This is a genomic window from Streptomyces sp. NPDC001848, assembly GCF_042891915.1.
Lineage (GTDB): Bacteria > Actinomycetota > Actinomycetes > Streptomycetales > Streptomycetaceae > Streptomyces.
Genome location: NZ_JBIATP010000003.1, coordinates 174,191 through 186,628, shown reverse-complemented (window position 1 = coordinate 186,628; position 12,438 = coordinate 174,191). Strand labels below are relative to the sequence as shown.

At 71.6% G+C, this 12,438-nt stretch carries 11 protein-coding genes; 9 read left to right on the top strand and 2 right to left on the bottom strand.

Going from position 1 to position 12,438, the window contains the following annotated elements; translation table 11 throughout:
* Positions 1-26: 26 nt before the first annotated feature.
* On the bottom strand, positions 27-728 hold the full coding sequence (locus ACFYZJ_RS07050; RefSeq protein ID WP_388563724.1) for a FadR/GntR family transcriptional regulator: 702 nt from the start codon (positions 726-728) through the stop codon (positions 27-29).
* Between the two features lie 164 nt (positions 729-892).
* Between ACFYZJ_RS07050 and ACFYZJ_RS07045 the strand changes: the two genes are divergently transcribed.
* The 8 genes from ACFYZJ_RS07045 (at position 893) to ACFYZJ_RS07010 (ending at position 8,738) form a co-directional block, all read left to right on the top strand.
* Positions 893-1,963 (top strand): sugar ABC transporter substrate-binding protein, encoded by a 1,071-nt coding sequence (locus tag ACFYZJ_RS07045; RefSeq protein ID WP_388563722.1) that lies wholly within the window; start codon positions 893-895, stop codon positions 1,961-1,963.
* A complete protein-coding gene (locus ACFYZJ_RS07040) occupies positions 1,960-3,456 on the top strand; it encodes a sugar ABC transporter ATP-binding protein (RefSeq protein WP_388563720.1) in 1,497 nt (498 codons plus the stop codon). Before ACFYZJ_RS07045 ends, ACFYZJ_RS07040 begins: the two co-directional genes overlap by 4 nt.
* A complete protein-coding gene (locus ACFYZJ_RS07035; RefSeq protein ID WP_388563718.1) occupies positions 3,449-4,474 on the top strand; it encodes an ABC transporter permease in 1,026 nt (341 codons plus the stop codon). The genes ACFYZJ_RS07040 and ACFYZJ_RS07035 overlap by 8 nt, the downstream gene beginning before the upstream one ends.
* A gap of 101 nt (positions 4,475-4,575) precedes the next feature.
* Positions 4,576-5,916: an L-fuconate dehydratase gene (locus tag ACFYZJ_RS07030; RefSeq protein WP_388563716.1), complete on the top strand. Its 1,341-nt coding sequence runs from the start codon at positions 4,576-4,578 to the stop codon at positions 5,914-5,916.
* Positions 5,913-6,668, top strand: a complete 756-nt coding sequence (locus ACFYZJ_RS07025; RefSeq protein ID WP_388563714.1) for an SDR family NAD(P)-dependent oxidoreductase — start codon at positions 5,913-5,915, stop codon at positions 6,666-6,668. Before ACFYZJ_RS07030 ends, ACFYZJ_RS07025 begins: the two co-directional genes overlap by 4 nt.
* Positions 6,665-7,648: an aldo/keto reductase gene (locus ACFYZJ_RS07020; RefSeq protein WP_388563712.1), complete on the top strand. Its 984-nt coding sequence runs from the start codon at positions 6,665-6,667 to the stop codon at positions 7,646-7,648. The genes ACFYZJ_RS07025 and ACFYZJ_RS07020 overlap by 4 nt, the downstream gene beginning before the upstream one ends.
* A complete protein-coding gene (locus ACFYZJ_RS07015; RefSeq protein ID WP_388564523.1) occupies positions 7,648-7,902 on the top strand; it encodes an L-rhamnose mutarotase in 255 nt (84 codons plus the stop codon). Before ACFYZJ_RS07020 ends, ACFYZJ_RS07015 begins: the two co-directional genes overlap by 1 nt.
* A complete protein-coding gene (locus ACFYZJ_RS07010; protein ID WP_388563710.1) occupies positions 7,899-8,738 on the top strand; it encodes an amidohydrolase family protein in 840 nt (279 codons plus the stop codon). Before ACFYZJ_RS07015 ends, ACFYZJ_RS07010 begins: the two co-directional genes overlap by 4 nt.
* Here the strand turns inward: ACFYZJ_RS07010 and ACFYZJ_RS07005 are convergent.
* Positions 8,726-10,150 carry a lipase maturation factor family protein gene (locus tag ACFYZJ_RS07005; RefSeq protein WP_388563708.1) on the bottom strand — a complete coding sequence of 475 codons (1,425 nt, stop codon included), beginning with the start codon at positions 10,148-10,150 and terminating at the stop codon, positions 8,726-8,728. The two genes, ACFYZJ_RS07010 and ACFYZJ_RS07005, sit on opposite strands and share 13 nt — an antisense overlap.
* A gap of 208 nt (positions 10,151-10,358) precedes the next feature.
* Here ACFYZJ_RS07005 and ACFYZJ_RS07000 point away from each other — a divergent pair, with 208 nt between their 5' ends.
* Positions 10,359-12,431, top strand: a complete 2,073-nt coding sequence (locus ACFYZJ_RS07000) for a SpoIIE family protein phosphatase (protein ID WP_388563706.1) — start codon at positions 10,359-10,361, stop codon at positions 12,429-12,431.
* The last annotated feature ends 7 nt before the right edge of the window (positions 12,432-12,438 follow it).

The window sequence follows — 12,438 nt, the reverse complement described above, 5'->3', positions numbered from 1 at the left end:
GCAGGGTGGCGGCGCGGCGGCTGCCCTCAGGAGGGCAGCTGGCTGCGCAGCCACTCCTCCACCTCGCCGACGTGCGCGGCGGCAGCCGCCCTGGCCGCCTCCGGGTCATGGGCGGCCAGGGCGCGGTGGATCGCCGCGTGCTCGCGACGCGTGCGCGCGAAGGCGCCCTCCTCCTCGTAGCCGCGCCACACGCGGGCGCGGAAGGTCCGGGAGGACAGGCCCTCCAGGATCGCCGCCATCGTCTCGTTGCCCGCGGCGATCGCGATCTCCCGGTGGAAGGCGAGGTCGTGCGCGAGGATCTCCTCCGGATCGTCCGTCGCGTTCATCGCCGCCAAGTGCTTCTCCACCTCGGCGAGTTGGTCGTTCGTGATACGGGCGGCCGCCAGCGCCGTCGCCGTCGACTCAAGGACCCGGCGCACCTCCAGCAACTCCACCAGGCGCTGCCCGCGCGAGAGATCGGCCACCACGCCGAAGGTCTCCAGGAGGTCGCCCGCCTGGAGTTGGGTGACGTAGATGCCCGAGCCGTGCCGGGCCTCCAGCACGCCGAGGACCGTGAGCGCGCGGATCGCCTCCCGCATCGAACTGCGCGAGATGCCGAGCTGCGCCGCGAGGTCGCGTTCCGTCGGCAGGCGCTGGCCCGGTTCCAGCCGGCCCTCGGCGATCATCGCCGTGATCTGCTCGATGGCGCGCTGCGTCACGGTGCCCTTGTACGGGGCTGTCTCCTCCACGCTGCTCCTCCAGTCACCGGGTGCGTCGCAGTCTAACCACCAAGGTGGTCGGACCACTATGGTCTGACGACGCGGAAATGTGCCGTCGAGGGGTGTTCTGGCGGGGGAGTGGTCTGATAAGTATGCGGGCATCTGCTCGCACACGCTCAACGAGGAGCTGCCAGATGCCCGGCAGAACACTGAGGAAGCGGAACAGGCCCCGGATCATCGGCGCGGCGGCCCTCGCCGTCGGCGCCTCGCTCGTGCTCGCCGCATGCGGCAGCACCAAGGACACCGGCGCCTCCAGCGCCGCGGGCGGGGGCACCGGCGAGGTCGGGGTGATCCTGCCCCTGCTGACCTCGCCGTTCTGGCAGTCGTACAACGACTACGTGCCCAAGATGGCGAAGTCCGAGGGTGTCGACGTCCTCAAGACCGTCAACTCCAACAGCGACCCCTCGCAGCAGATCACGGACATCAACAACGAGCTCAACCAGGGCGTCAAGGGCCTGGTCGTCGCCCCGCTGGACAGCGCCGCCATCCAGGCCGGCCTCGACCAGGCGGAACGCAAGGGCGTCCCCGTGGTGGCCGTCGACGTGGCGCCCGACAAGGGCAAGGTCGCCATGGTGGTGCGCGCCGACAACGTCGCGTACGGCGAGAAGGCGTGCGACTACCTCGGGCAGCACATCACCAGCGGCAAGGTCGTGCAGATCATGGGCGATCTCGCGTCCGTCAACGGCCGTGACCGCTCTCAGGCGTTCCGCTCCTGCGTCAAGGAGAAGTACCCCAAGCTGAAGGTCCTGGAGATCCCCGCCAAGTGGGAGTCCGACACCGCGGCCTCCAAGCTGGACACCCTGCTCAACGCCAACCCCGACATCAAGGGCATCTACCTGCAGGCGGGCGGCGTCTACCTCGCGCCCACCCTGCAGACCCTGAAGTCCAAGAACATGCTGAAGGCGGCGGGCCAGAACGGCCACATCGTCATCGTGTCCAACGACGGCATCCCGCAGGAGTTCGACGCCATCCGCAAGGGCGAGATCGACGCCACCGTCTCGCAGCCCGCGGACGCCTACGCCAGGTACGGCATGTACTACATCAAGGCCGCGATGGAGGGGAAGACGTTCGAGCCCGGCCCCACCGACCACGGCTCCACCATCGTCAAGCTGCCGAACGGCATCCTGGAGGACCAGCTGCCCGCCCCGCTGGTCACCAAGGACAACGTCGACGACCCCAAGCTCTGGGGCAACACGGTCAAATGAGCACCCCACTGGTCGAGGCGAGGGGCATCGTCAAGCGCTACGGTCCCACGGTCGCCCTACAGGACGGACAGCTCGCCGTGCTCCCCGGCGAGTCCCACGCCCTCGTCGGCCGCAACGGCGCCGGCAAGTCCACACTGGTCCACGTCCTCACCGGACTCCAGGCACCCGACGAGGGCACGGTCCGCTTCGACGGCGAGCCCGCACCCCCGCTCGCCGACCGCGACGCCTGGCGCCGCAAGGTCGCCTGCGTGTACCAGAAGCCCACGGTCGTCCCGGAGCTGACGGTCGCCGAGAACCTGCTCATCAACCGGCAGCCCACCGGGCGTGGCGGCCTCATCAGCTGGCGGAGGCTGAAGGCCGAGGCCGCCGAGGTCCTCGCCACCTGGGACGTGCACGTCGACCCGGAGGCCCGCACCGCCGACCTCAAGGTCGAGGACCGTCAGATGGTGGAGATCGCCCGCGCGCTCAGCTTCGGCGCCCGGTTCATCATCCTCGACGAGCCGACCGCCCAGCTCGACAACCGGGAGATCGAGCGCCTCTTCACACGGATGCGCGCGCTCCAGGACTCCGGCGTCACCTTCCTGTTCATCTCCCACCACCTCCAGGAGGTCTACGAGGTCTGCCAGACCGTCACCGTCCTGCGCGACGCCCGCTGGATCACCACCGCGCCGGTCGCCGACCTGCCGCGCGCCGCCCTGGTGGAGGCCATGGCGGGGGAGGCCGTCGCCGAGCGAGAGGCGGCCGTGCGGGGCGCGGTCGCGGACGACGCGCCGGTCGCCCTGGAAGTCCAGGGGCTCACCGGCCAGTCGTACCGGGACATCGACCTCACCGTCCGCCACGGAGAGGTCGTCGGACTCGCCGGCTCCAGCGGCAGCGGCAAGGTGGAACTCGCCGAGGCCCTGGCCGGACTGCACACCCCGGCCGCCGGCACCGCCCGGCTCGACGGCAGGCCGCTCCTCTTCGGCGACGTCCAGGCGGCGCTCAGGGCCGGCGTCGGCTGCGTACCCCGGGACCGCCACGAACAGGGCCTGGTCCCCGGCATGTCCGTCGGCGACAACGCCACCATGAGCGTCCTGGACCGCCTCGGCCGCCACGGGTTCGTCGGCACCCGGCGCAAACGCGGCTTCGCCGGCGACCTCATCCACCGCCTCGACATCCACGCCGAGGGACCCGACCAGCCCGTCTCCGACCTGTCCGGCGGCAACGCACAGAAGGTGGTCATGGCCCGCGCCCTGGCCTCCGACCCGCGCCTGCTGGTCCTCATCAACCCCACCGCAGGGGTCGACGTGAAGTCCAAGGAGTCGCTGCTGTCCCGGGTGGACAACGCCCGCGAGGACGGCACCGCCGTGCTCGTCGTCTCCGACGAACTCGACGACCTGCGCCGCTGCGACCGCGTCCTCGTCCTCTTCCACGGCCGGATCGTCGCCGAGCACCCGGCGGGCTGGCACGACCACGAGCTGATCGCCTCCATCGAAGGAGTGGACCATGGCTGACACCAAGGCCCCGCCGCTCACGCCCCTCCCGGTCCCGGACGCCCGCTCGGCCAAGACCGTCCTGCTCCGCCGGGCCCGTGAACTCGCCCTGCTCCCGGCCCTGGTGCTACTGATGGTGCTCGGCGCGTTCGTCAACGACTCCTTCCTCACCGAACGCAACATCATCTCCATCCTGGGCGCGTCCGCGGCCCTCGCGATGGTGGTGCTCGCCGAGTCGCTCGTCCTGATCACCGGCAAGTTCGACCTGTCGCTGGAGTCCGTGGTCGGCATCGCCCCGGCCGTGGGCGCCCTGCTCGTCCTGCCCGCCGCCCAGTCCGGCTGGGGCACCGCATGGCCCACCGCCCTCGCCCTGGTCGCGATCCTCGTGGTAGGCGCGGCGATCGGCGCCTTCAACGGCATCCTGGTGGTCAGGTTCAAGCTCAACGCGTTCATCGTCACTCTCGCGATGCTGATCGTCCTGCGCGGTCTGCTGGTCGGCGCGACCAAGGGCAAGACTCTGTTCGGGATGCCCGACGCGTTCTTCACCCTCGCCACCACGACCTTCCTGCGGATCCCGATGTCCGTGTGGCTGGCCGCGGTCGCCTTCGCGGTCGCCGGGCTCGTCCTGCGCTACCACCGCGTCGGGCGCGCCCTGTACGCGATCGGCGGCAACGCGGACGCGGCCCGCGCGGCCGGCATCCGCGTGGAGCGCGTGATGCTCGGCGTGTTCACGGTCGCCGGTCTCCTCGCCTCCGTCGGCGGGATCATGCAGACCGGGTACGTCGGCGCGATCAGCGCCAACCAGGGCCAGAACATGATCTTCACGGTGTTCGCGGCGGCGGTCATCGGCGGCATCAGCCTGGACGGCGGCAAGGGCACCATGCTCGGCGCCCTCACCGGTGTGCTCCTCCTGGGTGTCGTGCAGAACCTGCTCACCCTCGCCCAGGTGCCGTCGTTCTGGATCCAGGCCATCTACGGCGGAATCATCCTCGTCGCCCTGGTGATCGCGCGGGTGACGACGGGCCGTGCCCAGGACTGACCCGCTTCGTTGTCGTACGGCGCCGTACGACGTACGCCCTCGCGCACGACCTGTGCACCACCCGGTGCACGACCTCGTGCCCCCGGACCGAAAGGCCTCCCGTGTCCCCAACTGCCGCCCGGATCACCGCGGTCGACACCTTCGACATCCGTTTCCCCACTTCCCGGGAGCTCGACGGCTCCGACGCGATGAACCCGGACCCCGACTACTCGGCCGCCTACCTGGTGCTGCGCACGGACGCCGCCGACGGTGTCGAGGGCCACGGATTCACCTTCACCATCGGGCGGGGCAACGAGGTGCAGGTCGCCGCGATCGAGGCGCTGCGCGGACACGTGGTCGGACGGAGCGTGGACGAGGTGTGCGCCGACCCGGGACCGGTCTACCACGACCTGGTCGGCGACAGTCAGCTGCGCTGGCTCGGACCCGAGAAGGGCGTGATGCACATGGCGATCGGCGCGGTCGTCAATGCCGTCTGGGACCTGGCCGCCCAGCGCGCCGGCAAGCCGCTGTGGCGGCTGCTCGCCGAGGCCGACCCCGAGTGGCTGGTCCGCCAGATCGACTTCCGCTACATCACCGACGCGCTCACCCCCGAGGAGGCGCTGGAACTGCTCAGGCGCGGCAAACAGGGCGCCGAGGAGCGCACCGCCCGGCTCATGGCCCGGGGCTACCCCGCCTACACGACCTCCGCCGGCTGGCTCGGCTACCTCGACGACAAGCTCAGCCGTCTCGCCGCGCAGGCGGTCGCCGACGGCTTCCGGCAGATCAAGCTGAAGGTCGGCGCCGACCTCGCCGACGACGTGCGCCGCTGCCGGGTCGCCCGCTCCGTCGTCGGCCCCGACGTGCGGATCGCCATCGACGCCAACCAGCGCTGGGACGTGGAGGAGGCGATCACCTGGACCAAGGCGCTCGCCGAGTTCGACCCGTACTGGATCGAGGAGCCGACCAGCCCCGACGACGTCCTCGGCCACGCGGCGATCCGCAGGGCCGTGGCCCCGGTGCGGGTCGCCACCGGAGAACACGTGCAGAACCGCGTCATCTTCAAACAGCTCCTCCAGGCCGGGGCCATCGACGTGCTCCAGATCGATGCGGCCCGCGTCGGCGGCGTCAACGAGAACCTGGCGATCCTGCTGCTGGCCGCCAAGTTCGGGGTGCCGGTGTGCCCGCACGCGGGCGGTGTCGGGCTCTGCGAGCTGGTCCAGCACCTGTCGATGTTCGACTTCGTCGCGCTCTCGGGCACGACCGAGGACCGGGTGATCGAGTACGTGGACCATCTGCACGAGCACTTCCTCGACCCGGTGGTGATCCGGGAGGGCCACTACACGGCACCCGCCGCGCCGGGCTTCTCCGCCGCGATGCGACCCGAGTCCATCGCGGAGTACACCTTCCCCGGCGGCACCTTCTGGGCCGCCGACCTCGACCGCAAGAAGGGGCAGGCTGCATGAGCGACTTCGAGGGCCTCAGGGCCCTGGTGACCGGCGGGGCGTCCGGCATCGGGCGGGCGACCGCGGAACTCCTGGCCGAGCGCGGGGCCCAGGTGGCCGTCCTGGACCTCGACCCCTCGTCGGTGGAGAAGCCGCTGCTCGCGCACCGGGCGGACGTCGGCGACGACGCGTCCGTACGCGCCGCAGTGGCCGCCGCTGTCGCCGACCTCGGCGGCCTGGACGTACTGGTCAACAACGCGGGCATCGGTGCCCAGGGCACGGTCGAGGACAACGACGACGACCAGTGGCGGCGGGTGTTCGACGTCAACGTGTTCGGCATCGTGCGGGCCACCCGCGCGGCACTGCCGCACCTGAGGAAGTCCGCCCACGCGGCGATCGTCAACACCTGCTCCATCGCCGCCACGGCGGGCCTGCCGCAGCGGGCCCTGTACAGCGCCAGCAAGGGTGCCGTGTACTCGCTGACCCTCGCCATGGCCGCCGACCACGTCCGCGAGGGCATCCGCGTCAACTGCGTCAACCCCGGCACGGTCGACACGCCGTGGGTCGGCCGCCTCCTCGACGCGGCCCCCGACCCGGCCGCAGAGCGGGCCGCGCTGGAAGCCCGCCAGCCCACCGGCCGCCTGGTCGCGGCCACCGAAGTCGCCGGTGCCATCGCCTACCTGGCGAGCCCGCTGTCCGGCGCCACCACGGGCACCGCGCTCGCCGTGGACGGCGGTATGCAGGGCCTCAGGCTGCGGCCGGTGGGCCGGTGAGCGCGCTCGGCGGCAGCGGCGTCGAGGTCAGCCCGCTGGCCTTCGGCGCCGCCGGCATCGGCAACCTCTACACCGAGGTGAGCGAGGCGCAGGCGTACGACGCCGTCCAGGCGGCCTGGCAGAGCGGGATCCGCTACTTCGACACCGCACCCCACTACGGCCTCGGCCTGTCCGAACGCCGCCTCGGCGCGGCCCTGCGCGAGCACCCCCGCACCGCGTACACGCTGTCCACCAAGGTCGGCCGCCTGCTGGAGCCCACGGACGAGGGCGGCGACGACCTGGCGAACGGCTTCGCGGTCCCCGCCGGCCACCGCCGGGTCTGGGACTTCAGCGCGGAGGGCGTACGCCGCAGCCTGGAGGAGAGCCTCGAGCGGCTCGCCCTCGACCGTGTGGACGTCGTCTACCTCCACGACCCGGACGACCATGCCGAGCAGGCGTTCCGCGAGGGCTACCCGGCGCTGGAGAAGCTGCGCACCGAAGGCGTGGTGGGCGCGATCGGCGTCGGCATGAACCAGACGGAGATGCTGACCCGGTTCGTGCGCGAGACGGACGTGGACGTGGTGCTGTGCGCGGGCCGGTACACCCTGCTGGACCAGCGCGCCCTGACCGAGCTGCTTCCCGCGGCGGTCGAGCGCGGGGTGTCGGTCGTCGTCGGCGGCGCCTTCAACTCCGGCCTGCTGGCCGATCCGCGGCCGGGCGCCACGTTCAACTACGCCACCGCACCGGGCGAGTTGCTCGACCGAGCCCTGCACCTGAAGACGCTCGCGGAACGCCACGGCACCACGCTGCGGGCCGCGGCCCTGGCCTTCTGCTCCGCCCACCCGGCCGTGGCGAGCGTGCTGGTGGGCGCCCGTTCGGCGGCCGAGGTACGGGACTGCGCCGAGCAGTTCGAGGCGACCGTACCGGCCGGATTCTGGCAGGAGCTGAAAGAGGCGGACCTCCTGCCGCCGCACGCCCCCGTGCCCACCGAGGAGACATGATGAGAGTAGCCCTGCACACCAAGGTCCGTGCCGACCGCGTCGAGGAGTACGAGGCCGCCCGAGAGCTCGGGGGAGGGACCGACCTCTTCCATGTGCTGGAGTGCGAGGACTACGGGCGGCTGCCGGCCGAGCCGGAGAAGCTGAAGGTCGACGTGGCCTGGCAGGCGCGGATGGCGGAGCTGCCCGACGTGGCGCACGACTACTCGGCCGAGGGCGCGGACGCGGGGCTGCCGGTGGTCTGGGAGCTGGCGTGACGGTCGACGCGCACCACCACGTGTGGGACCTCTCCGTCCGCGACCAGGACTGGATCAGGGGCCCGGAACTGGAGCCGATCCGCCGCAGCTTCACGATCGCGGACCTGGAACCTCAGGCACGACCCATCGGCGTCGACCGCACCGTGCTCGTACAGACCGTCACCGTGGCCGAGGAGACACCGGAGTTCCTCGCCCTGGCGGAGCAGAACGAGATCATCGCGGGCGTCGTCGGCTGGACGGACCTGACCAGCCCGGACGTGGCGGACCGACTGGCCCGGCTGCGGGAGCTGCCCGGGGGCTCGTATCTGCGCGGCATCCGCCACCAGGTCCAGGGCGAGGCGGACCCCGAATGGCTGCTGCGCCCCGACGTACGCCGGGGCCTGGCCGCGGTGGCGGAGGCGGGCCTGGTCTACGACCTGGTGGTGCTGCCGCACCAGCTCCCGGCGTGCGTCGAGGCGGCGGCGTCCCTCCCGCACCTCACCTTCGTCCTCGACCACGTGGGCAAGCCTCCCATCGCCTCCGGATCCCTGGAACCCTGGGCGTCGCACCTGCGCGCCCTCGCCGCCCTGCCGAACACCGCCTGCAAGCTGTCGGGCATGGTGACGGAGGCGGACCGGAAGAACTGGCGGGTGGAGGACCTGCGCCCCTACGCGGAGACGGTGCTGGACGCCTTCACGCCGTCCCGGCTGATGTTCGGCTCGGACTGGCCGGTGTGCACGCTGGCGGCGTCCTACGCGGACGTGTGGGACACGGCGGTGGCGTTGACGCGGGGCCTTGGCCAGGACGAGCGCCACCAAGTCTTCGAGGGCACCGCCACCCGCGTCTACCGCCTCTGAGCCATCGGCGCGGCCAGCCGGGTCGGCGGCATGAACTCCCGGACGTAGGTGCGGTGCCAGCAGGCCCCCGTCTCCCGTAGTTCCCGCCACGTCGTGTACCGGTAGCGGAAGAGGCGCGCCCGGATGCAGCGCGGCGGCTCGTCCGCGGGGAACGGGGAGCGGCGCAGCAGCTTCAGGGTGTCGCGGTCGTTCTCCAGGAGACGTTCGACCAGGCCGCCGAACCAGGAGCCCGCGTACGCGGGGGAGAGCGCCGCGAACCACATCAGCCAGTCGAGTCGCAGGTGGTACGGGGCGAACTGGCGCGGCCAGTGCCGGGGATCGCCTGGTTTGCCCTTGAACTCGTACTCCCGCCACTCGGAGTCCTCCCGCGGCACGTCGTCCGCCGTGCCCTCCACCACCACCTCGTACCGGATCCGGCTGACGCTGCCGAACGCGCCGTAGGTGTTGACGAGGTGCAGCGGGTCGAAGGAGCGGTTCATGATCTGTGCGCGGGAGGTCATGTTGCGCACGGGGTGGTAGCTGAGGGCGAGCAGGCCCGCGCCGACCGCCAGGACCAGGACCTCGTACCACAGGGGGGCACCGGAGACCTTCGGGGCGGTGGTGGGGAACAGGACCGCCGACAGGCCCAGCACGATCGTGATCCAGTTGAGCCAGGAGAAGTTGCCCGACAGGACCAGCCACAGCTGCGTCACGATCATCAGCGACGCGGCGGCCGTCGCGACCGGCTGCGGCGTGAACAGCAGGACCGGGACGATCAGTTGGGTGACGTGGTTGGCCGCCACCTCGACCCGGTGCAGCGGCTTCGGCAGATGGTGGAAGAACCAGCTCAGCGGGCCCGGCATCGGCTGTGTCTCGTGGTGGTAGTCCAGGCAGGTCAGCTTCCGCCAGCAGGCGTCCCCGCGCATCTTGATCAGCCCCGCGCCGAACTCCAGGCGGAACAGGATCCAGCGCAGCAGGAAGAGCACCACGACCGGCGGGGCGACCTCGTCGTTGCCCAGGAACACCGCCAGGAACCCGACCTCCAGCAGCAGCGACTCCCAGCCGAACGAGTACCAGGTCTGGCCGACGTTGACGATCGACAGGTACAGCAGCCACGGGATCAGCCAGAGCACCATCGCCGCCCACAACGGCACCAACGAGTCGGCCCCGGCGACCAGCGCCGCCGACACCGCGCACCCCGCCCACGACCAGGCGGCGAAGAAGCGGTCCGAGTAGTGGAGGTGGAAGACGCTGGGCGCCAGTTTGAACGGCACCCGGGAGACGTACCGCGGCACCGGCAGCATGCCGCGCTCCCCGATCAGCGCCCGGAACTGCAGCGCGGCGGTCAGGAAGGCGACGAGGTACACGACGGCCAGGGCCCGCTGGAAGACCAGTCGGCTCAGCCAGTACTCCGGTGCGACGAACCAGTCCACGGCAACCGCTCCTCTCCCTCCAGTGTGACCCGGTACCCCCGGCCGGGCCGGTCAGCCCGTCACTCGGTGTACACCGATTCACCGGTTGCGTAACCCGCCGTCGGCGCGACCCCGGCCGCACGGCCTTGCCGGACCGCCGCCCTCGGGCACGGGAATACCGAGCCGGGCAGAAGTCGAAGAATCCGGCAATCCCTGGCATGGTGGCCCCATGGTTGATCGGGGAGGGAGCACCCTGCCACTCCCGGAGGACTGGCCCGCCCACCCGGGTCCGATCCTGGCGCTCAACCGCATGGGCAGCTTCGACTGGGACCTGGACACCGGGCTGTTCCACATGGACGCCCGCGCCCACGAGATCTTCGACATACGCCCCGAGGAATACGACGGCCGCCCCGAGAACCTGCGGCTGCGCGTCCCCCCGTCCGAGGGCCGCCACGTCGACGCCCTGGTGGCCCGGGCCATCAAGGACGGCAGCGAGAACTACGGCACCTACTTCCGCGTCCGCCGCCGCGACGGCAGCCTGCGCTGGACCCACACCCAGGGCTACATCCGGCGCGACGAGACGGGCCGCCCGCGCCGGATCATCGGTATCGTCCGCGACGCCACCCAGGAGCTGCGCGACGGCCTGGCCCGCAGTGAACAGCTGGCCCAGGACGAGGCGCTGCGCCGGCAGACGAACATCGTCGAGTCCACCACCGCCGCGCTCGCCCACGCCCGCACCGTCCAGGACGTCATCGACGTCCTCAAGGACAGCCAGGGCCTCACCCACTTCGGCGCGGCCAGCCTCGTCATGGGCCTGGTGGAGGCCGGCCGCATCCGCATCGTCGCCGAGGGACCCGCGGGCAGCGCCGTGCCCGGCACCCAGGTCACGCGCGTCGACGAGCCCTACCCGATGAGCGAGGTCGTACGGACCCTCCGCCCGCGGTTCATCGAGTCCCCGGAGGAGTTCGCCGAGCGCTACCCCATCCTGTGGCCGCACCTGACGGACCTGCGCGTCACCTCAGCCGCCTATCTGCCGCTCGTCGCGCAGGCCCGCCCCATCGGCGCCATGGGACTGCTCTACGACGACCGGCGCGGCTTCACCCCCGACGAGCGCAACGTCCTCGTCGCGCTCGGCAGCAGCATCGCGCAGAGCCTGCAGCGCGCCATGCTCTACGAACAGGAGAAGGACCTCGCCCAGGGACTCCAGCAGGCGATGCTGCCGCGCTCCATCCCCAGCGTGCCCGGCGCCGACGTCGCCGTCCGCTACCGCTCGGCGTCCCTGGGCCGGGACATCGGCGGCGACTGGTACGACCTGATCCCGCTGCCCGGGGACCGGGCCGGCGCCGTCATCGGCGACGTGCAGGGCCACGACACGCACGCGGCCGCCGTCATGGGCCAGCTGCGCATCGTCCTGCGCGCCTACGCCGCCGAGGGCCACCCGCCCGCCACCGTGATGGCCCGCGCCTCCGTCTTCCTCCAGGAACTCGACACCGAACGCTTCGCGACCTGCCTGTACGCGGAGGCCGACCTGGCCACCGGAGTGGTGCAGCTGGTCCGCGCCGGCCACATCGACCCGCTGCTCAGACTGGCCGACGGCAACTGCCGACGACTGCCCGTCGAGGGCGGCCTGCCGCTCGGACTGTCCGCCGAGTTCAACCGTCTGGAGTACCCCGTCACCACGGTGGAGCTGGACCCCGGCCAGACCCTGGTGCTGTGCACCGACGGCCTGATCGAAGAGCCGGGCGCCGACCTCGACGAGGGCGTGCACACCCTTCAGCAGCTGGTCTGCGCCGGCCCCGGCGATGTGCACGACCTCGCCGACCGGCTCATCGACGTGGCCGAGGAGCGGGGCGGCGACGACGACGTGGCCCTGCTGCTTCTGCAGCGCCGGGGACTCACCCGGCGGTCCGGCGGCCGCCTCCAGCAGCACGTCCCGCCCGGTGATCCGGAGGCGCTCACCTCCGCCCGGCACATGATTCGCACCACCGTCCGGGCGTGGGGTGCCGGCGAGCGCTCCGACGAGATAGAACTGGTCGCCGACGAGCTGATCACGAACGTCCTCGTGCACACCGAAAGTACCGCCATCGTCACCCTGCGGGTTCTCACCGGCCACGCCCGCCGCTTCCGCGTCGAGGTCGAGGACGCCTCCAGCGCGCTGCCCCGCCGCCGCGACGCGGGCGAGTCGGAGGTCTCCGGCCGGGGGCTGCTGCTCGTCGACCGGCTCGCCGACGTGTGGGGCGTGGAGGCGCGCGGCGGCGGCAAGGTCGTCTGGGGCGAGTTCCTGGTCCAGGAACGCGGCTGACCGGCAC